Origin of the sequence: Crateriforma conspicua, assembly GCF_007752935.1 — a bacterium.
Lineage (GTDB): Bacteria > Planctomycetota > Planctomycetia > Pirellulales > Pirellulaceae > Crateriforma > Crateriforma conspicua.
This window is the reverse complement of sequence record NZ_CP036319.1, coordinates 4,811,772-4,836,522: the sequence shown is the minus strand read 5'-3', so window position 1 is coordinate 4,836,522 and position 24,751 is coordinate 4,811,772. Positions and strand designations below refer to the sequence as shown.

Below are 24,751 nucleotides of genomic sequence, written 5' to 3'. Positions count from 1 at the left end.
TTGGCACGCAAAGCGACGCGGTTTGGTTTAGAATGCGCGCTTCGCATGACGTCGCTGTTGCAGCGACCCTTCCTGATTTGCCCCTCCGCACCGATTTCGAGAATTCCGGAATGATGTTCCGACCTGCTGTTTCCACGCTGTGTTTGTCGGCGTGGTGTCTTGCTTTGTGTTTGTCCAATGGCTTGGTGTTTGCTCAAGGCGATGATTTGCCATCGGTTCAGCAACGCGCCGGAGTCCAGCCACGCAACGTCATTTTCATTTTGACCGATGATCACCGCTATGATGCGATGAGCTTCATGGGGCATCCCTTCTTGGAAACCCCGCACTTGGATTCGCTGGCATCCAATGGTGTGCATCTAAAGAATGCGTTTGTCACCACATCGCTGTGTTCGCCCAGCCGCGCGTCGATTCTGACCGGCCTGTACACCCACAAACACCGTGTGATCGACAACAACCGTGCCGTCCCCGAGGGCACCTTGTTCTTTCCGCAATACTTGCAGCAAGCCGGATACAAGACCGGGTTCTTCGGCAAATGGCACATGGGTGGTGGGAATGATGAGCCAAGACCGGGATTTGACCATTGGGTCAGTTTTCGCGGTCAAGGCAATTACTTGCCGCCAGGTCCCAATTACACGTTGAACGTCAACGGCGAAAGAGTCAAACAGAAGGGCTATATCACCGACGAACTGACCGATTACGCATTGGATTGGTTAGATCAACAAAGTGACGATCAACCTTTCTTTATGTATCTGTCGCACAAGGCGGTTCACGCGAACTTTACCCCAGCCGAACGTCACGAAGATCGATATGCCGATGCTGACCTAAGCTTCTTGCCACGGGGCAAAGACATCACCGCCGAAAATAATTCACCCCGATGGGTTCGTGATCAACGCAACAGTTGGCACGGGATCGATTTTTCGTACCACAGTGATCGCGGACTGGATTACTTGTATCGGCGGTACTGTGAATCGTTGCTGGCTGTTGATGATAGCGTCGGCCGGGTGTTGCAGCGTTTGAAAGACAAAGGCATTCACGACGAAACGTTGATCGTTTATATGGGCGATAACGGTTTCATGTGGGGCGAACACGGTTTGATTGATAAACGTGTTTCCTACGAAGAATCCATTCGTGTTCCGATGATGATGCAGTGTCCCGACCTGTATGACGGCGGCAAGGTCGTCGGACAAGTCATCGGGAACATTGACGTCGGCCCGACGATCATGCATGCCGCCGGGTTGACGACCCCCGAATACATGGATGGTCGCAGTTTCTTGGAATTGCCGAATGATTCGGATCAGCCGTGGCGTGACTATTTCTTGTACGTCTATTACTGGGAAAAGAATTTCCCCCAATCACCGACGCAGTTCGCGTTGCGAGGGGATCGGTTCAAGTACATCACGTATTACGGATTGTGGGATACCGACGAACTGTACGATTTGTCGAACGATCCCAAGGAAACGAAGAACTTGATCCATGATCCTGAGTATCAAAACGTGGTTCAGGAAATGGAAAATCAGTTGTATTCGATGCTCGGCCAGGCCGGTGGGATGGACATTCCGATGAATCAGCCCGCGGGCAGAAGCCAGAACAAGCGTTGGGACGACCGCGGCGGGAATGATGCGGCGGCGTTTCCCAAGGCGATGGTCGTGGACGAACCGATCAACCGCCAAGCGAAGTAGTTCGGCTCGCAATGCCGACGTGCCCACATTGGTGTTTTCAACTTCCAGAAAGAATGAATCGATGAAGTGGATGCTGCGCGGCGTTTCGGCCGCGACGATCATGTTGTTGGTCTCCGGCGGCGATCATGCCGCTTCGTCCGCTGCGGAACCGTCCGGCAGCGCGGCCAAGGCGGCTTGGTGGCCTCAGTTCCGCGGGCCAAGTGGTGACGGCATTGCGATGCAACAGAATCCGCCCGTCGAATTCGGTGGCGAAACAACGTCGCTTTGGCGGACGGAGCTTGTCGGCAAAGGTTGGTCGTCGCCAGTCGTTGCCGACGGTGTTGTTTGGATGACCACCGCGGTGGAACGCCAACCGACCGAAGAAGAACGCTTGGAGTTGCTGCGAAAAACAGACAACGATGAAAAGAAGTTTCGCACGCTTGCGATCGCTGCTTCGATCGAATTGAAACTGTTGGCCGTCGATCTGCAATCAGGCAGCTTGACCAAAACGATCGACCTGACCACGGTTCAGCAACCCGACGCGATTCACTCCCTGAACAGTTACGCGTCACCGACGCCCGTGATCGATGGCGATTCCGTTTTTTGCCACTTCGGAACGTTTGGCACCTTTTGCATTGACCGTGACAGCGGCGACGTCGTGTGGTCACGAGTCTTGCCGTTGAAGCATGCGGTCGGACCCGGCAGTTCGCCAATGGTGTACGACGACAAACTGATCCTGATTCAAGACGGGATGGAACAGCAGTATGTCGTGGCACTGGACAAAGCGACCGGCGAAACCATTTGGAAGGCCGACCGTCCGCCGATGCGAGCCAGCAACGGTGACCAGCGAAAATCCTATTGCACTCCCATCGCGATTGAAGATTCCAAGGGACGTGATCAACTGATCTGCATGGGCGCCCAATGGATGATTTCATTGGACCCGTCCAGCGGTGAAGAAATCTGGCGCGTGGATCACGGCAGCGGGTTTTCGGTTGTGCCGCGTCCGGTGGTGCATCAGGATCTGGTGATCTTTGCCACCGGCTTTGGCAGCAAGGAATTGTGGGCGGTCGACGTGACCGGTACCGGCGACGTCAGCAACACGCATGTCCGCTGGACGGTGTCGCGGGGTGTTCCGACCAAGCCGTCGCCGTTGTTGCTGGATGGGCTGCTTTACATCGTCGATGATTCCGGCGTGGCTTCCTGCTTTGCCGCCGATGACGGCAGCGTTGTTTGGAAGAAACGGCTGGGAGGCAATTTTTCGGCTTCACCGCTATTGGCCGGTGGCCGAATCTACTTTGCCAACCACGATGGTGACGTCTTCGTTGTCCGACCGGGCGACGAATTCGACCTGGTCCAAGAAAATCACTTGGGCGAACAGATCATGGCGTCGCCGGTGGCGGTGGAAGATTCGCTGCTGATTCGCACCGATCAAGCGATCTATCGCTTTTGAATGAATCCGGCCGAATTTGGCTGGCTCTCGGTGGCGACGGTAAGCGTGAGTTCCGCGATTCGATGGGGCGATCGATTGATGGATTCAATCGATGTCCAGCACACGTCGATAGACGTCGGCGACCCCGTTGCTCATGGCCAGATCCGAAAACTGCCGAGCGTGACGTTGATAGGCGGCTTCCGACATAGCGGTCCAGTCATGGCGACCGGTGACCAGTTCGGTGATTTTGTTTGATAGGCTTTCGGCATTTCCGGCTTCGGCCAGCAAGCCTTCGACGCCATCGGTGATCGCTTCGGGAGTGCCTTCGACGTGCGTCGCGATCACCGGAACCGCTGCGGCCATTGCTTCCAGGACGACCATGGGCAGCCCTTCGCCGAACAGGCTTGGCAACAGCATGGCGTCCAATTGCGACAGTGCCGCCGGGACGTCATCGGTGAATCCCACCCACTGGACGCTGTCGCCCAGATTCAATCGATCGGCTTGCTGTTTGACTTGGCGTTCGTATTCGGGGGTCTCAAACGGACCGATGCACCGGAGCACGACATCGTGGCCGGATTGTCGCAACAGGGCCAGCGCGTCCAAAGCGACCTCCACGCCCTTTCGCGGACGCATCAACGCGATCATGCCGATCGTCCATCGTTGTCCGACACTTGGAAAACGTTCGCGACGCGGTCGGATACCGGGCACGCCGTTGTGGACCACGCTGATGCGATCATCGGCGATGCCACCGGCCCGGCAATGGTCTCGAAGGCTTTCGGACACGGTGATCAGGTGATCGGCACCACGCAAAGCCGCCTTTTCGGTCCACGCGTTGATCCGATTCAGCCAAGGTCGATCGGAATCACGCGATGCAGGGCTGTGCACGTGATACACCCAAGGACGCGACGTCAAACGCGACACGATCGCCGCCAACAAAGCGGTCCGTGGCGTGTGGGCATGCAGCAATTCGAATCCGTGGTCTTTCACCAGTGTCGCGATTCGCCCCGTCACGGCCATGTCGAATCGACCCGACATCGGAACGTCGAAAGCGCTGCCCCATGCGCCGCGTTTTTCGTGCAGCATTTCTGAAAACCGCCCCGGTTTGACGCATGCGAAATCGGCAAAGAATCCGTGCGACGGAAGGCATCGTCCCAGATGCGATTGCACGCGTTCGGCACCGGCAAAGTGTTCGCCGTTGACCAAGTGCAAGACCTTGGTGGTCCGCATCGCCACCGGCGCTTTGGCTTTGGGTGTCGCCATGACCGCGACCGGGCCGACGGTTGCTTCGATTGACGTGGGAACCATGGGCGTAAGCATCGGGCGTGTCCTGCGAAAACGCGGGTGTACAGACGACAGATCAGATCGGACCGCGGGCGGGTGCGTGTCGTGGCTAGATTTGTCTGACGAGGTGACTGTCCAATCTTTGCTTGCCACTTGGTGCCGTGACCTGACACCGTCACTGCCGGGCCGTTGACCGGGGATCGTCTTGTTCGACTTTGCGGGTTTTGCCGGTCGATCCGAAGCCGTGGTCGCTGATGAATTCGGCCGACCGCTTCAGGCCGGCGGTGCAACCGGATTTGGCCCGTCTACGTCATCCGGCCGGCTTGGTTTAAGCTGACACGTCCCCGGCGATACCGATCGGTGTTCTGTTGGAGCGCCGTCAGCCAATTTTCCCCGTTCGATCCCCCTGTTTGTGACGAAGCATCCCCTTGAAAGCCAACCTTGTCTTGTTGCCCGGCGATGGCATCGGGCCGGAAATCGTGGAATCGGCCAAGAGCGTTCTGGAAGTGGTCGCCAAGCGGTTTGGCCATGAATTCCAGTACACCAGTTGTCTGATCGGTGGGATCGCCATCGATGAAACCGGCGATCCTTTGCCCCAAGAAACCGTCGACGCTTGCCGTCAGAGCGATGCGATTCTGCTGGGCGCCGTTGGTGGACCCAAATGGGACGACCCCAACGCGAAGACCCGCCCCGAAGCCGGGCTGTTGCGGATCCGCAAGGAACTGGGGCTGTTCGCCAACCTGCGTCCGATCAAGATGTTCGATGAATTGGCCGACGCTTCACCGCTGCGGCCCGACATCATCAAGGGAACCGACATCCTGTTCTTCCGCGAATTGACCGGCGGGATCTATTTCGGCCAGTCGGGCACAGGCGAAGTCGACGGACATGAATCGGCCTATCAGTCGATGGTGTACAGCGTGCCGGAAGTAGAGCGTATTGTTCGCCTGGCTGCCAAAGCGGCCCAAGGTCGCGACAACCGACTGACCAGTGTCGACAAGGCCAACGTGTTGGAACCCAGTCGGCTTTGGCGTCGTACCGCCGCACGCGTGATGGCTGACGAATTCCCCGATGTGCAATACGACGTGGTCTTGGTCGACGCGATGGCGATGCACTTGATCAATCGTCCGGCCGATTTTGATGTCGTGGTGACCGGGAACATGTTCGGTGACATTTTGACCGACGAAGCATCGATGTTGCCGGGTTCGCTGGGCATGTTGCCCAGTGCTTCGCTTGGCGATGGTGGTCCCGGATTGTACGAACCGATCCACGGCAGCGCACCGGACATCGCCGGCAAAGGCATCGCCAATCCGCTGGCGACGATTCTGGCGTCCGCCATGTTGCTGCGTCATTCGTTGGACTTGAATGAAGAAGCCGCTGCGGTCGAATCCGCCGTGCAGGAAGTTTTGGCCGACGGATTGCGGACCGCTGACATCGCCCGCGGCGGTGATTCGGTCAGCACCGAGGTCATGGGCCAAGCGGTCACGGCCAAGTTGGCCTAACGCGGTCGATCGACCATAGGTTCGCACACTGCGGCGTGACCAGCGGGGGCGCCGCGATCTGATTCAGTTTGCGATTTTGAATTCGGCCCAGACGTCATTGGACCGCAGGGCACAGGTGGATCATGACGAATTTTGCCGCCACGGTTTCGATGCCGGCGACTCCGGTGCAACAGGCTGCCCAATCGGCGTCCCTGACGCCGACGTATTTGCTGTTGGCTTTGGTCCTGGCAACGCTGGGGATTGCCAGTGTCGTGGGATGGTTTTTGTCGCGACGTGAAAAACTGGGTGTCGAAAACACCTTGATCACGCGGTTCAACTACAAGATCCGTGTGTGGTGGATGATGTTGGCGATCTTTGCGATCGGGCTGTTGCTTCACCGCATCGGGGTCGTCGTGTTGTTCTTCTTGGTGTCGTTTTGGGCATTGCGAGAATTCATCACGATGACGCCGACACGTCGGGGGGATCACCGGACGTTGTTTTGGATCTTTTTCATCTTCACCCCACTGCAATACATCCTGATCGGGTTGGGCAGCGGATATTACGACTACTACAGCATCGTCATTCCCGTTTACGCCAGCCTGTTCATTCCCGCTCGGGCCGCGATCGCGGGTGATTACAAGCGATTCCTGGAACGCAGTGCCAAGATTCAATCAGGGCTGCTGATTTGTGTTTACTCGCTAAGCCACGCACCGGCGTTGTTGGACCTGGAATTGGTGCGGACGCCGATCCGCAGCGGTGCCGAAAAAATCCCTTGGGAAGGCAACAACCTGAGCGTGATGATCTTCTTCGTCCTGATCGCCCAACTGTCGTTGGTGATGGAGCGTGCCTGGAGCGTGTTTGCCGGACGAACGGTGATCGCCGAAAAGATCAACGCGTCACGAACCTGGGAAGGCGTCTTGGGGTCGATCGTCAGCACGGGCATCATTGCCGCCGCCCTGTCGTGGGCCACACCGTTTTATCCATGGGAAGCCGGCGTGATGGGCGGCGTCGTCACGATCATGGCCAGCGCCGGAACGTTGACGATGAGTGCGATCAAACGCGACCGCGGGGTCAAGGATACTGGAACGCTGGTCCAAGGCCACGCCGGGGTGTTGGACCAGATCGACAACATCTGCTTTGCCGCGCCGATCTTCTTTCACGTCACGCGTTTCTTCTTCACCGCTTGATCACGACCAAGCCGAAAACCCCTCGAACCGAATCCCGTTTCCGCGAAACGATCATGACGTTGACCCTGTTTGACACCCACGCGCACCTGAACATCGACGATTTCGCCGAACACGTCGACCAGGTGGTCGATCGTGCGAAACAAGCCGGGCTGGTCGGCATTGCGGTGATCGGCATTGATCGTCCGACCAGCGTGCGCGCGGTTGAATTGGCTGCGACGTATCCTGATTACTTGTATGCGGTGGTCGGGATCCAGCCGAACTCGGTGGCCTCGGCGGCCGAAGGCGACTGGGAATTTGTAGCCGACCTGGCAGGCAGCCCCGGGGTGCGGGCGATCGGCGAAACCGGCCTGGATTGCTATTGGGACGACACGCCCATCGAGGACCAGAAGGTCTACTTTGATCGGCACATGGATTTGTGTTTGCAGACGGGTCTGCCGATGGTGATTCACATGCGTGAAAGCTGTGAACTGATTTTGCAGCAGATGCAAAGCCGTTCCAAATTACCTGCCGGCGTCATGCACTCGTTTACCGGAACCATCGACCAAGCACGGCAGTGTCTGGATCTGGGGATGATGATCAGCTTCGCGGGCATGGTCACGTTCAAGAAAAGCCACGACCTGCGCGAAGTCGCCGCGATGGTCCCGGAAGACCAACTGTTGGTCGAAACCGATTCGCCCTACCTCAGTCCTGAACCGCTGCGGGGGAAACGCCCCAACGAGCCGTCCCGCGTTGAACACACGCTGCGGTGTTTGGCTGAAGTGCGCGGTGTTGCACCGGAGCACTTGGCAGATGCGACCACCGCGAACGCGAAGCGATTCTTTCAGCTTCGTTAATCGGCCGCCGGTGATCTTCGATTCAGACGCGGGCTGATTTTAGCTTTTCTTTTGCTTCCTGCAAAAATTGCAACGCGTCCATCGGCGTCATCGCATTGACGTCCAGTTTCTGCAGATCTTCCAGCAGCGGATGATCCGCGAAACCGAACAGCGTCAATTGAAATTGTCCGCCGCCTGGGTTGTCATCCGGGGCGCTGATGGTCGGACGATCAAACGCGTCGCGGTGATCCGCTTCCAACTGTGCCAAAACATCTTTGGCGCGTTCGCCAACGGCTTTGGGGACGCCCGCCAAACGTGCAACGTGAATGCCGTAACTTTTGTCCGCACCACCGCTGACGATGCGATGCAGAAACACGACTTCGTCGTTCCATTCCTTGACGGCGACGTTCAAATTGGCAACCCGCGGAAGCATTTCTTCCAGTTGCGTCAGTTCGTGATAGTGGGTTGCGAACAGTGTCCGGCAACCGATCTGTTCGTGCAGGTATTCGGTGATCGCCCATGCCAGCGAGAGGCCGTCATAGGTGCTGGTTCCGCGTCCGATCTCGTCCAGAATGACCAGACTGCGTGACGTCGCGGTGTTCAGGATCCGCGCCGTTTCGACCATCTCCACCATGAACGTACTTTGCCCGCGATTCAGTTCATCGCTGGCACCGACGCGGGCAAAGATCCGGTCGGTCAGCCCGATTTCCGCCTTGTCGGCAGGCACGAAGCAGCCGGTTTGTGCCAACAGCGTGATCAGTGCGACTTGGCGAATGTACGTGCTCTTGCCCGCCATGTTGGGGCCGGTGATCAACAGGATCATGCCCGCTTCGGGCGAATGCACACAGTCGTTGGGAACGAATTCGCCCTGAGGCATGGTGATGTCCAGCACCGGGTGACGTCCGTTTTCGATCCGCAGGACTGAATCGTCGGTCAACTGGGGGCGCACCCATCCGCGATGGCTGGCGATTTCGGCCAATGCCGCCAGCACGTCCAGCTGTGCCATCGCATCGGCGACTTCTTGCAGGATCGCCAAATGCTGATGGGTCGCGGTCCGAAGTTCTTGGAAGAGGTGCTGTTCGCGTGCAGCGGCCTTTTCGTCGGCGGCCAACACCTTTTCTTCGTACTCTTTCAGCTCCGGTGTAATGTACCGTTCGGCGTTCTTCAGCGTTTGTTTGCGGATAAAGTCGTCCGGGACGCTGTCACGATGTGCGTTGCTGACTTCCAGGTAATACCCGAACACGCGGTTATAACCGACCTTCAAATTGGTGATGCCGGTTTCGTCCATTTGGCGTTGTTGATACGCGGCAATCCATTCTTTGCCGCCTTTGGCCAGATCTCGCAGCTGATCCAGTTCTTCGTCGTAGCCTTCGCGGATGAAGTTACCGTCGGCGGCCGACAGCGGGCATTCGTCGGCCAAGCCACGTTCCAGCTTCGAACGCAGTTCGGGACACAGATGCAGCGATGATTCGATCTGCACCAACTGTGCCGGTTTACGGCCGGTCAAGCGAGCTTTTAGCGTCGGCAGCCCGGCCAGCGTCCGAGCGACTTGCTGCAAATCACGAGGCCCGGTTCGACCCGTCGCCAATCGGGCAAGCAGTCGTGTCAGGTCGAACGTTTGCTTCAAAGTCGCGCGGATATCGTCTCGCAGATTTTCGTTGTTGACGAATTCTTCGACCGCATCCAAACGGTGGTTGATCGGATCGATTTCGATCAGCGGACCGGCCACCCAGTCGCCCAGCATTCGCGAACCCATCGGCGTGCAGGTGCAGTCGATCACGTCCAACAGCGATCCCTCACGCGATGCCGTCCGCAGGGTTCGTGTGATCTCCAGGCTACGTCGGCTGGCCGCATCAATTTGCAAGACGCGGCTTTGGCGGTGCGATGTCAGAGACCGAAAGTGATCCAGACCCGACGGCTGGGTTTCTTGCAGGTAGGTCATCACCGCGCCGGCGGCGGCGATCGCCGGTGCGTCTTCGGTGGCGAATCCGAAGCCGTCCAGATTGTGCACGCCTAACTGTTTGCACAGCGTTTCTTCGGCGGCGTCCTGGGCAAACGTCCATGCCGGTCGGCGTGTCCAGGACCACGGGGCGGTGGTGTCGGGGGAAAACCGGCCGTCGTCTTCGCGATACAGCACTTCGGCCGGCCCGATGCGTTCCAGTTCATCTTCCAAGCGGTGTCGTGGGAACACGCCGGCTTCGAAACGTCCGCTGGAAAGTTCGGCCCAGGCCAAGCCGACGATCGGATCGTCCGCGTTGTCGGATTTGGCGGGTGGCAGGAAAACGCAGGCCAAATAATTGGCTTCGCGGGGATCCAGCAAACCGTCGTCGGTCAGCGTGCCGGCGCTGACGACGCGGGTGATTTCCCGGCGGACCAGCCCTTTGGCCTGCTTGGGATCTTCAACCTGTTCGCACACCGCAGCGCGATAGCCCGCACGAATCAATTTGTGCAGGTACTGGTCCAACTGGTGGTGGGGAAAGCCCGCCATTGCCGTGGGATTGGCGCTATCCTTGTCCCGGCTGGTCAGAGTCAGCCCCAAGACCCGGGCGGCCGTTTCGGCGTCCTCCAGAAATAATTCATAGAAGTCGCCCATGCGAAACAGCAGCAGGGCATCGCCACAGGCTGTCTTCGCCTCGTGATACTGTTTCATCATTGGTGTCATGGCGGAAATCGTACCCATCGACCTGGCATCCGCCCAGTCAGGATGGACCTCGCGACGCCACGGTTTCCGCGTCTCCCGTGACGATCGTCCGACTGGGTGAACTTTTGCGGGCTGGAGGTTTCGGGACGATGTCGGGATCCCCCCACTGACAGGTTGTTTCCTGTCGGCCCAACGATGCAGTCCAGTGATCGGCCAAAAAAACAGTTCGATGGATGCCCAATCAATGGCTCTGGGAGATCGAATGCAATTGTTGAAAGGTGTAGATCTTGTAGGTTTCTCCGACCTCTGCCACCGGCGTTAAGCGTCTCACTCGTCTCAGCCATAGCGGATCGATGACCCAGGGTTTGGCATCGCAGGTGTAAATGGGCTTCCCGAGTTCTCGAAGCTGGTTGACGCTGATTGCGCAGTAGTCACTCGGACGTGGCTTCGAGCCCAGGTCACGGTCGGAGTCACTGCCAAGAAGCACCAAGTGATCTGGAAGCAGGTTTTTTAGCTTACCCCCGGAAAGAACGCCGACGTCAAAGTGGTTGAATGAGCCAACGTAGACTGAACTGCCGTTGGCTTCAGTTTCCTTCCACCACTGCAAGCGTCGAAGGTCTTGTCCCCAGTCCAGGTTGCTATCCAGAAGAAACCAACCTTTCTGCTGGCCGATTGTGAACGCATTGGAATACGCGAGATGATTCGGCCAAGATAGCACCGAGCCAGTGACTGCCGCCCCAAAACGCGCCCAGGCGATCGTGCTTCGGAATCCGCCTACTGTCACGGCGCGACCTGCGAAGACGAAAACAAAGGGTATGGCCGGCAACACATACCGATAATGCATGGTAAATCCGCCCTTTGTCGCGGCTGCAACGTGAATCGCCACCGCAAAAGCCAGTGGCAGCCAATCGGCATGTCTTCGAAACAGAGGTCTGATTGCCAATGAGAGAGGAATTAAGAGAAGCGTGCCGATGGGTGTCTTGAGCCCCATCGCAAGCCCATAGAAGTAGGGCCAACCGTGGTCCCGCAATCGCCCCAGGCTGTAAGAGTTCATGCCGCTTTCAAAATCAGCCTGTTGGTGATCCAGGCCTCGAACGTAGTTTCCAGGAAGCGGCACGCGTAGGTCTGACAACAGCGGCACATTTGAAAAGCGGTGACGGTCTTTGTCCAAGGGATGCACTTGGCTTCCATCTCGCACCCACTTCGTTGATGAATCGACTTCATTGCCACGGAATAGACGGCTAACGAACTGATACTGATTCAGAGGACGACCGAAGTCCTCAAAGCCATACCCCAAGTTGACAATGAAAAGCGAGCCAACAATTAACGCCAGGCATGCGGCGACACCGGAAAACAGACTTCTCCAATGAGTACCGCGGCGGCAGGAGTCGGCGAGAATAAGCACCACCATCAGGGGATAAAAGACAAGAAACGTGTGTTTGCAAAGCTGCGCCGTCCCCAAGGCAACGGTCGCGTAGAAAAGGTTGGCCATGTCTCGCGCGGACAGCCATCGATGGAACCGGTATCCGGCAAGCAAGCCCATTGCGGTTGCCGTAGCGTCTGGAGTCAGCAGCCCGCCGTGTGCTAGCAGATTGGGCGAGGTCGCATATAACATTGCCGACACCATTGCAGCTTTACGTCCAAACAAAGATGTCGCCCACAACCATGTCGTTGTGATTCCAATCCATCCGAACGGAATCAGCGCGATGCGACCCAAAACGAAATGCCAGTAAGCATCGGGGCCGCTATCGCAGATGTAACTACGTCCAAGATCGAATTCAGTTCGTTTCTTTTGATCACGAGTGAATTCATCCAGCGGCGGCACGTACCCGATCAGCCACACGGGCAAACTACCAACCAGTCGGGGCAGAGGGGGATTCACCCGATAGACGTCAAAGTTCCCAAGTTCCCAATGAGACAGACCGGCAACCAAATGGCCCGGCTCGTCAACCGTTGGGCTGGCAATGTAGACATTGGCAATCTGCAGCGTCGTGTAAAGGATGATCGGCACGGCGACGAATCGTCCGGTCTGGCACCAAGGTAACTTGGACTGCGTCAATTCCGTGCACCGCTCTGTCGCGTACCGCTTTCATGATGGACCGCAAGATCAATGTTATACGACACATGTCGCACTGCGCCGTCGCAAAATGACATGTGAAACCCCGAGGGGTGTGCACTGCCAAAAATGCGATAACGGTCCGGGAAGTCGCTGTCTGGGCCTGGATGCAAATGGCACCAACGAGATAGATCGACATCCACGCCAGAAGCCAAACTTTGGTCATACCCACGGTCACCTGTGCCTTCATAGTTGGTGCGTGACACGTGCTTTTCACCGATCAAATAAGTATTTGAAAGTCCGGCGGTCACATCACGCGGCCGGATTCGACTTCGTTGGAACGAGATCCCCGTTGCCTTTTCGGTACCAGGCCATTCGTAAAGATCTTGGCCGAGCGAGGAAGTGTCGCCGGGACCTTCCCTGGAATCCGTGATGAAGTCTCCTTCGCAAATCGCGAAGTCGGTTTTGGCCACAGCCTTAATGGTCACCGCATTGAACGGTTGGGTTGCATTCGAGCAGGGACCGATTTCAGGGCCTGGTCGCGACGGGCACCGGAAGAGAGACACCTCCCTATCAAATAGATCAGAGCCGTTCAAATGGTTGGCGTCCCCGTTAAACATTGAACGCCAGGATTCCAGTTCAACAAAAGGAAGAAGATTAAAACACCACCCACCTGGCTGTTGTACTCCGAAACCCCTGGAGTCGATTCCAACCCAGCGAAACCCCCAACCATTGGTTGGGAAATGCTTGTGTGCACCCACATGCATCTGTGAGCCCAGAGCAATCTGACGAAGTCGATTCTTACACGTTGTTTGTCGCGAGGATTCCCGAGTTGACTGCACACCCATCAGGACCAATCCCGTCAAAATTGCAGTGATCGCCAAGACGACGATCAACTCCAGAAGCGTGAAGGCCGATCGCAATGGCGTGGGTTCGTTCGCTGGGTAAACCGATTCCGATGCAGGGTCCGAAAACTTGGAAACATGTCCACCAAAATGGCCCAGCAATGCTGTGTACAAAGATAAACATAGAGGCAGTAGCGCAGAGGCCGGCGATATTTTGCTGGTCGAGTAGCCGAAACAGCCACAAGAGATCTCCAGTCCGCGATATAGCGCAGTTGCTTGCACGACAAAGAAGGTCATGAAAAGCAGGCTGGCAATTCGATACCAGTTGACCTGAAGCGATTGAACCAACTTGACACCGATCAACAACTGAACGGCAGGTAAACCGAAGGCGATAGGCGTTAATGACCAGCCAGGCAAAAGCCGATACGCAGCAAGTGTTGCCAGGAAGACGTGAGGCTGCGATAGATGCGTCAAGGCAGTTTTCGCCAGCAACAGTGCGATTGGGAGTGATGCCAGTCGCAGCCCAAACGTCCGGTCTCGGAAAAATGAGTGGCTGTGTCGCCCGTTGGATTCGCCGATCGGTACCTCATTCATTGGTATCACCCGCCGACTTCGGTTTTCTCGCTTCACAGTACTCGCGCCAGCCAACCTGGCAGGTCCGAACATCTTCAAAGCCGATCGCCACGAGTCTGGCTGCCACACTATCATCAAAATTGCACTGCCGGCTCTGGCAGAAAACGATCGTCGGAAGACTTGGGTCCAGACGCCCTGCGCGTTGATCCAATTCTGCCATGGAAAGATCGACGGGCAAGTTGATGGCGGTCGGAACAGATCCTGCTGCGAAGTCGGAAGTCAGACGCGCGTCGACCAACTGAACATCACTTCGCGAAATTGCACTGGCAAGTTCTCGCTCGGTCGCAGCACTCTGCGGAAAATGGTTCCAGGGTGCGAGGGCCAACGACGAGGCTTTCGTAATCTGCGACGGTTTTGTTTGTACGACCAAAGTCAATCCAATGATCCAAAGGACCGGCATGGCGTAGGCTAGGAAACTCGTGCGGTTGAGTTGTTGGGGCACCCAAAGACATGGCAAAATCAGTGAAACGTAGAAAAGAACTCTTGCGGCGGTCGGCAGTTTCATCGCCGAAGACTGGGTGATTGCGAATCCATTCCAGCTTGCAAGAAAACGCGTGATCGACATTTCGCGGGCTTTCTTGTGCCCATCGATGACCATCAAGGTTTCGTTTTCGAAATAGACGCATATCCAATGGTCATATTCACGAGAGTCCGATCGCTTTCGAACGTTTGCCAGCCAGGGTGTTCCCGAAACCTTTAAATCAAGTAGCGATAAGCCCGCATAGCCTTCCGCATCGAGACCATATTCGCCCAGCAAATCGCAAAGCTGTTTTGCAGTGCTTCCCTGACGGGAAACAACGTATTGCACCGACGCATGGTCGGATGCGTCAATCGGTTGCCCCACCAATTGGCCGAAGGCGGCAGCGGCCTGGATGCCGCAATAGGAATCGGCCGCGTCCAATGTGAAGCAACCTGGACCGGCGATTACGATCAAGCCAATCAGCAACCGTGACCATGTCGCCAATGGTGCGCGGGCGGGATGCAAGTTACTTTTCTGCATACTTGCGTTTCCGAAACGTTAGAAACCCAATCGCAGCGACTGCGAGTACGGCCAAGCCGAGAACCGTGAGGGTCGTTCGACTGATACCGGGCGCACCCGCGACCTGGCTGACGAATCGGACTTCGGGAACAGCCCATTGTCCATCAAAAATGTAATTCAAGTGTGACGCATCTCTCACGTTCACTCTGGAGCCAATCTTGTACGGAGTCACCGGAGCTCGATCGATTGCACCGGGGGATGGAGCGAATGTGATTTGTTGAAGATCCCAAGTCTCCGTAACGTTTACATCGCCCTGGCAAACGTAATGGCGAGTTGCCCGCCAATGCGTGGGGCGTCGATCCATCTCGGTGTCATCCCAATCGACGACGGTCATCTCTGTGTGGACGCGTTTGGCATAACCTTTGGGCCAGCCCCCACCGCCTCGCATGTCCAGATCGGAAAGGCGTTTGTCTGCCGATAGGCGGTCGCTGCGGGCCTGCGTTAGTTCGACGGAGACGGGGAACACGTCGCCCGGCCTTGACCATTGCACTTTCAATTGTCCGTAGTCGTCGGTTCGCTTCGTCAGCAATTGCGAACGGGGATCCGAGTTGTCGGATTCTGCCTCCAACTCGTTGGAGGCATCAAGCCATTGTTCGATGCGAACCGAGTTGACGATCCCGAAAATCGGAACATTGCGAAGCAACATCAATACGCGGTCCGTATTGACCGTTTCTCCGTTGTTAGAAATCCCGGGAGCTCGAAGCGTGGCCGAATGAAATTCGTCGAAGTGGATCGACTGTCCCTGGACATCGCTGGTAATCGTTGAAAAGGTGAGACATTGCCCGCCGTCGACGATGGACTCAATGAAGCTGAAACCTTCGCGACCCACCAACTCGGTCGCTTCGGTGTACCGTGCTCGCGTTTCACCCAGCTGAAGGTCCGTTGTCCAGGATGACCGGATCGGCGCCTCGAGCAGATCGCTGGCGCGTGAGTACCGCACCTTCGCGACGAGGCGGGCGTCACGGAACTCCCGCGCCGCAGTAACCCATCGTTCTAAAGGCTCCTCACCTGAAACGCGACCGGTGAAGCAAATCTGCAGCGTCAACAAGCACACGGCGATGGTTGGAACAAAACGCGGTAGCCAGACTGTCATCGCTGCGTAACCCCTGGAAGTAAAGCAATCTTCCCCGTCTCGAAGACGTGTCCCGATCCACTTTATCCGGGGGGGGGGGGGGGCTGTGTCAACTGAGCCGTTACGGTTTTGCAAGGGCGGCTGGTTCGCCCGTGAGTGCTCGCGCGTCGCCTGCTCTCACCGATCTTGGTCACCCTGTCGGCACCGTGCCGCGACGAGCGGTGCCTGGCAAAGTTTGACGATTGGGCGGTGAAATCCGGGGCGCGGGGCCGTGACGGGGGCCGGGGGTAGCTGGAACGATCGTCAAAACCGTCAAAGCTTTCCAATGCCGGGTTCGGTCTGTAGTGCCTGTACCACCCGCACCGATGAATCCGATTGAACGGGAGAGCGTTTTGTGCCGGTCGTAACACCGACCCAGGACCCATGAGGTCCGTCCGCGTCCGGCATGAACCCGTGATTGCTAATACGTCACCTGAACCAAAGACGGAAATACATCATGCGTCGCTCCTTCACTCGGGCATGTGCCGCGGCCCTGCTGATGGCCCAGACCGGATGGGTGGCTGCCCAGTATCCGAATCCAGTGCCGGTCAGCCAAACGGTTGGCCAGGCGGCAGCCGATGCGCCGCAGCTGAAAAAGCTTCGCGTTCCCGGTTCGGCCGCGCGACAAATCGCAACGACGATGAGTTTGCGATATCGCGATGTGCCGGGCATCTCCATCCAGCCCGACCCGCAAAACAACCAAGTCGTCGTGTTGGCACCGGCCCGCGAACACGGCCGGATCGCCAGCGAAGTTCGAAAGCTGGTGACATCCGCGGTGCAACCGGCATCGGCCCAGACCGAAGGCCCGTTGAAAGTCCAGCTGACCGCGGTGACGTGGCGCGAATTCGAAGACGCCATCGCTCAGGTGATCCCCGAAGGCACGCCGGTAACGACCAGTCGCAATGGCGAACGGGCGGCTTTCCAATTGACCAGTGCTCCCCTGACTGGAACCACGGTCCAGGTGGATCGCCGGCTGAATACGGTCACCGTCATCGCGCCCCAGCCCGCCGTCCAGGGTTGGCAAGAGATGATTGATGCGATCGACGGCGGCATCCGTTCATCCGGCGACGTGATGCAGTTGGTGCGATTGCAGAACGCTGATCCGGCACCCATCCAACGCGCGATTCGGTTGCTACGCGAAGTCGAATCGAACCAAGCCGAAGCGATGGCCGCGATCCCCGCACCGGCCGGCCGATTGGCACAGATGCCACTTCAAAACGCCATGTTCCAAGCGCCCGCCCCACAAAACGGCGGCGACGCGGGGGAAGCACCGCAAGAGGGCGAAGATATCGGCGCCCAGGGTGTTGCCGGTGATACGGAACTGCAGTTCATTCCCGAACTGGGCATGATCATCATCAAGGGGGCCAAGAAGGACGTCCAACGTGTCCGCGAGATCATCAGTGAGATCGAACGTCAAAGCGAATTGACGCGGCCCGAGGTCGAAGTCGTTCGCCTAGAACATGCCGACGCCAATGCCGTGGAAACCTTGCTGCAACAGTTATACGAAGACGTTTTGTCGACGCGACAAGGCGAAGTCAGCATCACATCGTTGGACACGCCAAACGCGTTGCTGTTGATCGGACGCCAGGAAGCGATCGCCAGCTTGATGGACTTGATCCAAAAGATTGATCAACCCATCAATGAGAACGATCGTTTGCGGGTGTTTCGTTTGCAACACGCATCGGCCGTCGACGCGGAAGAAACCATTCGCGGCTTCTTCACCGAACAACCCGGCAGTAGTGACGACCCGCGGCCTGGACTGGGCATCCGTGTTCGTATCAGTGCCGATTATCGCACCAACAGTTTGATCGTCAGTGCTTCGCAGCGTGACTTGGCCGAGGTGACTCGTCTGATCAACGAATTGGACGTGCAGCAGATCGCGGCACAAAGCGAGATCCGCACATTCACGCTTCGCAATACTCTTGCCGAAGACTTGGCCGACACGCTGAACGAAATCATCGCCCCGGGGGAAGGTGACGAAGCGTCCACACCGTCGACGACGCTTTCGATCGTCAAACTGGGCAGCGAAGGCAGCGAGCAATTGGACAGTGGCGTCTTGGTGGGAGCCGTTGTCACCGCCGATACGAACACCAATACGATCATCGTCAAAGCACCATCGACCAGCATGCCGCTGATCGGTGAACTGATCCGGCAATTGGACCGTCCGGCCGACGTTGAGTCATTGGTGAAGGTCTTCACGCTGGAAAACGGCGACGCGACCAACCTGACCACGGCACTGCAATCGTTGTTCGGCGATGACGCCGCGACATCGGGCACCAGTGTCGGTGCGGGCAACTTGGCCGATTCGACGGCATCGGAAAGCTCGCTGACCCCGCTGCGGTTCAGCGCCGAAATTCGCACCAACAGCATCGTCGCCAGCGGTAGTGCGGAAGACTTGGAAGTCGTCGAAAGCATTCTGTTGCGTTTGGACAGCGAAGGTTTTGCCGAACGAATCACCGAAGTGATCTGGCTGCGTCACCAAGACGCCACGCAAATGGCCGAAGCCTTGCAACAGTACGTCAGTTCGCGAAGCCAGTCCCAGAACCAATACACCCAATTCCAACAAGGCGGTCTGGGACCGTTCGACATGCTGGACCGCGACTTGATCGTCGTGCCGGAAGACCGCACCAACAGCCTGATCATCAGCGTCGCTCCGCGGTTGTATCCCGACATTCGGCGTCTGGTCGATCGATTGGACCGTCGTCCGCCGATGATCATGGTCAAAACCGTGATCGCCGAAGTCCGTTTGAATGATCGATTCGAAATCGGTGGTGAACTGGGCCTGCAGGACTCGCTGTTGTTCGACCGTGACATCGCGGGCGGTGCGACCGGCGTCCCGCCGTACAGCGACAACGGATACAACTTCAACGGAACCAACCTGCCGAACATCAACAACGTGTTCCCCAACACACTGGCCTCACGCGGCGTGACCACGTTCGGTGTGGGGACGTCCAGTGCGGATGCCGGTGTGGGTGGATTCGTGCTGAATGCGGCCAGCGAATCGGTCAACATGTTGTTCCGTACCCTGCAAACCGCCGGCCGATTGCAAATCATCAGCCGTCCGCAGATCACCACCGCGGACAACACCGAAGCGTTGATCCAGGTCGGCCAGGACGTTGCACGGCCCCAAGACGTCGTCGTGACGAACAACAACACGGCGATCGGCGTCGAAGACGTCAGCGTCGGTTTGATCCTGCGAATCTTTCCGCGTGTCGGATCGGACGGCCAGATCTATATGGAGATCGATGCCGAACGATCGGCCATCAACAACACCGACCCGGGACAAGTGATCGGTAACTTCGATGGTGCACCTGTCGTCGTCCCGCCGATCGACATCACTCGGGCTCAATCGACGTTGACCGCATACAGCGGACAAACCGTGATCTTCGGCGGTCTGATTCAAAAGACCCGAGAGAACGTGACACGACGCGTGCCCTACCTGTCGAACATCCCGCTGCTGGGATACATGTTCAAGTATGACGAGGAAACGGAAGCACGTAGCGAGCTGCTGCTGGTCATGACGCCGATGCTGATCAACGGCGAAGAGGATTTGGAATACATCAAGCAGACCGAATCCAGCCGCATGTCCTGGTGCTTGGCCGACGTGGTCGAAGCTCACGGTGACGTCGGACTGAGCCATGGCTATGGACTGTGGGGACCCGCGGTTGGTCCGACGATCTATCCCGATATGACACCGACCATTGATGGTGTGATGCAGGAACAAATCATCAGCCAACAAGTGGTCGATGGAAACGCGACCGGCGAAGCTTGTGTCCAGGAAGGTGCGATCATCCAATCCCAACCCGTTGAATTGAACGACGGAATGATGATCCAGCCGCAACCGTATCAGCCGCCCGCTGGTGCTGAGATTCCCTTTGAATCGACGATTCCCGCCGATGCACCGATCATGACCGCACCGTCGGCCATGCAAGCACCAACGCAGCCGCGTGCACCCCAGCGGATTCATTCGCCCGAAAATATCCAGCCGCCCGTCACGATGACGCCGGCATCACCGGTCAGTCACCGCATGCCGACATCCGGCGTTCAGCCGTCACCGGCAATGATGCAAAGTGGATCGGCCGGTCAAAGCGGCAATGTGGGCGGATTCCAACTGCCCTCAAGCGGCCGTGCCGCGGCAAACCCTGAACCCGTCGTGGCACCGATCCCGACCGACGCGATGCGTCAGGCATCTTGGAATTCGCAGTCCAGTTGGTCGTCGCCAGCCCCAGCCGGCACCACGCCGCAGGCAACCCAAAGCGGCAAAGTGATTCGTCTGGGACAAGGGGCCACCGAGAATTCCGTCAACGCGAGTGACACGACCGGACAAGAACCGGCCAAGCCCAAGCGTCGTTTCCCCAAGGTTTCGCCTTTGTCTTGGCTGCGATAGTCGACGAATCAATCGAAAGGAAGGATCCGAACGATGAAAAAGAAATCACGCCAAATCGTCGCCGTCGCACTGTTGGTCGGTGGATCCACAACCATGACCGGTTGTGCATCACTGACGGCCAAACAAGACACGGGACGTCCCACAACGGCCAACGCATCAAAGACTGATGAAACGCTGTGGGAAAAACTGCCGCTGATCGGAAAGAAAGACGACCAGCCCAAACCGTATCCCAATCCGGTGCAAGTCGCTGCGACGTGGACACCCGATACGCTGATGCAAACCGGACGGGTTCCGACCCGTGGTTTCGGCGGACGGATTTTCTTCTTCGATGAAAAATCGCACGCCGTTCCGGTCGAAGGGACCTTGGTCGTGCATGCGTTCAACGAAGATGCGACCGATCCCAAGGAACAAGTGAAGCGCTACGAATTCACGCCGGAGCAATTCACAAAGCACTACAGCCAATCCGATCTAGGCGCGTCGTACAGCGTTTGGATTCCGTTCGATGCCGTCGGCGGCGAACAGCGTAAAATTTCGCTGGTCGCATCCTTCGTGACCGAAAGTGGCAAGCCGATTCAATCCAGTCCGGCCAAGGTGGTGCTGCCCGGTCAAGTCGAAAAGTCGCAAGAGACGTTGGCACAACGTTTTGCACCGGAGTACAAGGACTGGCAGGCCGCCAACGCCGGTGGGACCACGCGAGCGTCGGGATTGACCACGACGACGATCCAGCGTCGTCGCTCGGTTCCGGGGTCGACCAAGATTGGTGGTGCCACCGAAAGCCGATCCATGTTGGCGTCCAGCGATGCGACACCCGCGAGTGACGTTTCGATGCGCCGCCGGCCGATGACCCAGTCGGCCGATGTGATGCCCGCCAGCGCGACGATGCCGGCGGATCAAACGCAGCGTTGATTGCCGCAGGGATCAAACGTCCACGGCGCGCTCGAAACGTTGGATCGATGTGGCTTTTCCATCGGAATCGCTTTCGATCACCGCGCCGCATAGACGGACGTCGCGGGTGGCGACATAAAAGTGAGTCGGTTGGAACGTTCGCGTGGTTTCCATCACGCGACGGATGTCCCGTCCGATGATGCTGTCGTACGGCCCGGTCATTCCGACGTCACATTGGAACGCCGTTCCGCCGGGCAGAACGGCTGTGTCGGCGGTCGGCACGTGCGTGTGGGTGCCCAATACAGCGGTGACACGACCGTCCAGGTAACGTCCCAGCGTTTGTTTATCGCTGGTCGCTTCGGCGTGAATGTCAACCAGAATGCTGTCGACCTTGTTTTCGATTTCGCCCAGCACACGATCGATCGCATCAAACGGGCAATCGACCGGACGCATGTAGACGCGTCCCAACAGCGACACGACGCCCAGTTTTCCGGCCGGTGTGTCGACGATGCAGTGCGTGTGACCCGCGGCGGTTGACGGGTAATTGGCCGGTTTGACGATCCGGTCGCTGGACTGCAACGTGTCCATGATCTCTTTGCGACGATAGATGTGATCGCCCATCGTCATCGCATCCACGCCGGCGTCGCACAGACGCTGGAACTGACGTGGCGTCAAGCCGGAACCATCGGATGCATTTTCAGCGTTCGCGACGATGGCATCTAAACCCAGTTCTTTCTTCAGCGGTGCCGCGTGCTGCAGCACCGCGGTGTAGCCGGGTTTTCCAACGATGTCACCGAGGAACAGAAAACGCATTACCAGCGGAGCCCAAACCGTTCGCCACCGGTGTCACGGTTGTTGCCGCCTTTCAGCGGACCGTCATGGCGTGACTTGACGGCCATCTCGCGTGGCGGTTCGATCTCTTCTTCGGCCGGTTTGGATTTTGCGGTGTCAGCGGCCGAGGTCTGGGCCGCTTTGATCGACAGTGCGATTTTCTGAGTATCGCGATCGAACGACAGCACTTTGACTTCGACTTCGTCGCCTTCGGAAACGAAAGCACTGATTTTCGAAACGCGATGATGAGCCAATTCGCTGATGTGCACCAAGCCTTCGATGCCGGCGGCCAAACGGACGAAGCACCCGAAGTTGGCGATCCGGGTGACGGTGCCTTTGTGAACCGTGCCCGCGGCGAAGGTGGCTTCGGCAGTGTCCCAAGGGTTTTCCAGCAGGTCGCGATAGGAAAGGCTGATCTTTCCGGTCGCCTTGTCGACCTTTTCCAGTTTGACCTGGACCTCTTGGCCTTCTTCCAACACTTCGCTGGGGTGTTTGACGCGATCCCAGCTGAGCTTGCTGATGTGGATCAGCCCGTCCAGTCCGCCCAGGTCGACGAAGGCACCGAAGTCCTTGATGCTGCGAACCGTGCCCTTCAGTTCATCGCCGACTTCCAGCTTTTCCAATTGCTCCTTGCGTTTTTCTTCGCGTTCACGTTCCAGGATTGCCCGACGTGATAGCACCAGGTTGCCGCGTCGCTCGTTGGCTTCGGTGACCAAACAGATCATGCGTTGGTCGACGAATTCCGACAGGTCTTCGACGCGATACTCGGTGACTTGGCTGATCGGGATGAAACCGCGGACGCCGCCGACCTTGCATTCCAAGCCACCGGCGTTGTGTCCCGTGATGGTGGCTTCGACGACGGATCCTTCTTCCATGTCCGCCCAGTCGCTGACGTCGACCGCTTGGCCGGGCAAGGTCAGGACGTACAAGCCGTCTTCGCCGTTGAAACCGCGCACCATCACTTCGACGGAGCTGCCGATTTCCGGCTCTTGTTCGAATTGTTCGAAGGGCACGACGCCTTCATCCGGGCCGCCCATACCGATGAAGACGCTGTCGTCATGGATTTTCAGAACGCGACCTTGTAACCGCGAACCTTCGGCCAGCGGTTCTTTGCGGTCCGGCATACCGGCACCGCCACCCAGAATCGAATCGATGTCCGAATCGGCCAGTTGCATGTCCAGTTCGGCCTGCAAGTCGTCGGACAACGGTTGCCGCAAACTCGGGACGGCGACCTTGCCCTGCTTGGGCGGCGCCTTGGCGGCGGCCGGAGTGGTCACGCCGCTGGGAACGACTTTGGGAGCGTTGTCGGTCGAACCTCGCTCGCCGGCCAAGCGAGGACGCGGGGCCTTTTTGCCGCCCGGCTTTTTCTTCTTGGCAGGCTTGTCCGATGAAGCGGCCCCGGCGTCGGTCGTCGCGACCGGCGACGCGGGTTTGGCCAGTCCCAGTCCACGTGAGGCAAGCGGACCGCTGCCTCGTGCCACCGGTTTGGCATCGTCACCGCTGGACGTTTCGGAATCCGCGGCCGGGGCGGCCGACGGCGTGTCCACCGGCGCCGATTCCGACGTCACCGAGTTTTCCGAAGTGTTTTCCGGATTCGGGACAGCGTCGTCCGGGCGTGGTGTGGGGGCGGTTGCGTTGGCGGGATCTTGCGGGCTGGCGCTGTCCGACGCAGGGGACCCGGTTTCGGGCGTCTGTTCGCCGTTGGTCATCGGTGGTGGTGCCGTGATCGGTTAGTAAATTAGGCGGCCACAACGTCAATCGCTGGGCATCGCCGTTGATGCTAAGGGCGAACAGTCTAACAACACGAATCTCGATCAGATAGAGTCAACTCCAGCCATGCCCCAACTGCGGATCATCGGATCAGGCCACTCGACCGACGGCGACTTTGAAAGCCAATTGAGGCAAGCTTTGGACGGCGAATTGGTCGATCGAATCGTCGCCGCCGCCGTGCCACCGTTGGATGACAGCGGCCGCGATGCCCCATTGGATGACTTCCTGACCGGCACGCCCGCGAAACAGTGGTGTCTGGCGTCTGCCGCGGCCAACCGGGATCCGATCGCCAGCACGCTGTGGTTGTTGGCCGGCGATCTGGACCGCAGCCACAGCATCAGCCAACGTCTGCACACGCCCACCGGCAGCTATCTGCATGGCGTGATGCACCGCCGCGAAGGCGATTACGGCAACGCCAAGTATTGGTTCCGCGGTGCCGGACAGCATCCTGTCGAAATCGCCCTGCAATCGGAATTCCCCGATTGGTACCCGTCGGCCGACGGATTCGTCGACCAGTGTCAGAAATCCGTCCGTTCATCGCAACCGGAAAATCCTGACCTGACAGAGGTTCAGTGGGTGGAATGGTGTCAACTGCTGTGGGGGATGATAGCGACGTCGAAACCCTGAAATCTGTGTTTTTACAGCCTTTTTCAGGACGCAAAACGAAACATGTTCGATAATAAAGACAGGAGCAGTTGCTCATAATGA

17 protein-coding genes are annotated in these 24,751 nt (G+C 57.9%); 9 read left to right on the top strand and 8 right to left on the bottom strand.

What is annotated here, in order from left to right; translation table 11 throughout:
* Positions 1-110: 110 nt before the first annotated feature.
* Entirely contained in the window at positions 111-1,679 is a 1,569-nt protein-coding gene (locus Mal65_RS17590) for a sulfatase family protein (RefSeq protein ID WP_145300465.1), read from the top strand.
* Between the two features lie 61 nt (positions 1,680-1,740).
* On the top strand, positions 1,741-3,108 hold the full coding sequence (locus Mal65_RS17585; protein ID WP_145300463.1) for a BamB-related PQQ repeat family beta-propellar protein: 1,368 nt from the start codon (positions 1,741-1,743) through the stop codon (positions 3,106-3,108).
* 84 nt (positions 3,109-3,192) lie between these two features.
* On the opposite strand, the gene Mal65_RS17580 is transcribed toward Mal65_RS17585, so the two are convergent.
* A complete protein-coding gene (locus tag Mal65_RS17580) occupies positions 3,193-4,404 on the bottom strand; it encodes a glycosyltransferase (protein ID WP_145300461.1) in 1,212 nt (403 codons plus the stop codon).
* Positions 4,405-4,796: 392 nt separating this feature from the next.
* Here Mal65_RS17580 and leuB point away from each other — a divergent pair, with 392 nt between their 5' ends.
* The 3 genes from leuB (at position 4,797) to Mal65_RS17565 (ending at position 7,866) form a co-directional block, all read left to right on the top strand.
* Positions 4,797-5,867 carry a 3-isopropylmalate dehydrogenase gene (leuB, locus tag Mal65_RS17575; RefSeq protein ID WP_145300458.1) on the top strand — a complete coding sequence of 357 codons (1,071 nt, stop codon included), beginning with the start codon at positions 4,797-4,799 and terminating at the stop codon, positions 5,865-5,867.
* Positions 5,868-5,989: 122 nt separating this feature from the next.
* Positions 5,990-7,033 (top strand): phosphatidate cytidylyltransferase, encoded by a 1,044-nt coding sequence (locus Mal65_RS17570; RefSeq protein ID WP_196784256.1) that lies wholly within the window; start codon positions 5,990-5,992, stop codon positions 7,031-7,033.
* Positions 7,034-7,086: 53 nt separating this feature from the next.
* Entirely contained in the window at positions 7,087-7,866 is a 780-nt protein-coding gene (locus Mal65_RS17565; RefSeq protein WP_145300455.1) for a TatD family hydrolase, read from the top strand.
* A 22-nt stretch (positions 7,867-7,888) separates the two neighbouring features.
* Here Mal65_RS17565 and mutS read toward each other — a convergent pair whose 3' ends face one another.
* From mutS to Mal65_RS17545, 4 genes are all read right to left on the bottom strand, one after another.
* Positions 7,889-10,507: a DNA mismatch repair protein MutS gene (gene mutS / locus Mal65_RS17560; RefSeq protein ID WP_145305006.1), complete on the bottom strand. Its 2,619-nt coding sequence runs from the start codon at positions 10,505-10,507 to the stop codon at positions 7,889-7,891.
* Positions 10,508-10,727: 220 nt separating this feature from the next.
* The gene (locus Mal65_RS17555; protein ID WP_165701356.1) at positions 10,728-12,497 is read right to left on the bottom strand and encodes an ArnT family glycosyltransferase; all 1,770 of its coding nucleotides are present in this window, start codon (positions 12,495-12,497) and stop codon (positions 10,728-10,730) included.
* Positions 12,498-12,541: 44 nt separating this feature from the next.
* Positions 12,542-13,981: a DUF1559 family PulG-like putative transporter gene (locus Mal65_RS17550; RefSeq protein WP_261343447.1), complete on the bottom strand. Its 1,440-nt coding sequence runs from the start codon at positions 13,979-13,981 to the stop codon at positions 12,542-12,544.
* Positions 13,974-14,828, bottom strand: coding sequence for a rhodanese-like domain-containing protein (locus tag Mal65_RS17545; protein ID WP_165701354.1), 855 nt, complete (start codon positions 14,826-14,828; stop codon positions 13,974-13,976). Before Mal65_RS17545 ends, Mal65_RS17550 begins: the two co-directional genes overlap by 8 nt.
* Between Mal65_RS17545 and Mal65_RS26630 the strand changes: the two genes are divergently transcribed.
* Positions 14,823-14,972 carry a hypothetical protein gene (locus Mal65_RS26630; RefSeq protein WP_165701353.1) on the top strand — a complete coding sequence of 50 codons (150 nt, stop codon included), beginning with the start codon at positions 14,823-14,825 and terminating at the stop codon, positions 14,970-14,972. The two genes, Mal65_RS17545 and Mal65_RS26630, sit on opposite strands and share 6 nt — an antisense overlap.
* Positions 14,973-15,006: 34 nt before the next feature.
* Here Mal65_RS26630 and Mal65_RS17540 read toward each other — a convergent pair whose 3' ends face one another.
* On the bottom strand, positions 15,007-16,152 hold the full coding sequence (locus Mal65_RS17540) for a hypothetical protein (RefSeq protein WP_145300443.1): 1,146 nt from the start codon (positions 16,150-16,152) through the stop codon (positions 15,007-15,009).
* A 475-nt stretch (positions 16,153-16,627) separates the two neighbouring features.
* Here Mal65_RS17540 and Mal65_RS17535 point away from each other — a divergent pair, with 475 nt between their 5' ends.
* Positions 16,628-20,557, top strand: coding sequence for a secretin N-terminal domain-containing protein (locus tag Mal65_RS17535; protein WP_145300440.1), 3,930 nt, complete (start codon positions 16,628-16,630; stop codon positions 20,555-20,557).
* Positions 20,558-20,590: 33 nt separating this feature from the next.
* A complete protein-coding gene (locus Mal65_RS17530) occupies positions 20,591-21,463 on the top strand; it encodes a hypothetical protein (RefSeq protein WP_145300437.1) in 873 nt (290 codons plus the stop codon).
* Between the two features lie 12 nt (positions 21,464-21,475).
* Here Mal65_RS17530 and Mal65_RS17525 read toward each other — a convergent pair whose 3' ends face one another.
* Both Mal65_RS17525 and Mal65_RS17520 read right to left on the bottom strand, forming a co-directional pair.
* On the bottom strand, positions 21,476-22,255 hold the full coding sequence (locus Mal65_RS17525) for a TIGR00282 family metallophosphoesterase (RefSeq protein WP_145300434.1): 780 nt from the start codon (positions 22,253-22,255) through the stop codon (positions 21,476-21,478).
* Positions 22,255-23,982, bottom strand: a complete 1,728-nt coding sequence (locus Mal65_RS17520) for a S1 RNA-binding domain-containing protein (protein ID WP_145300432.1) — start codon at positions 23,980-23,982, stop codon at positions 22,255-22,257. Before Mal65_RS17520 ends, Mal65_RS17525 begins: the two co-directional genes overlap by 1 nt.
* A gap of 127 nt (positions 23,983-24,109) precedes the next feature.
* On the opposite strand from Mal65_RS17520, the gene Mal65_RS17515 reads away from it, so the two are divergent.
* Positions 24,110-24,670, top strand: a complete 561-nt coding sequence (locus Mal65_RS17515) for a hypothetical protein (protein WP_145300430.1) — start codon at positions 24,110-24,112, stop codon at positions 24,668-24,670.
* Positions 24,671-24,751 lie beyond the last annotated feature (81 nt).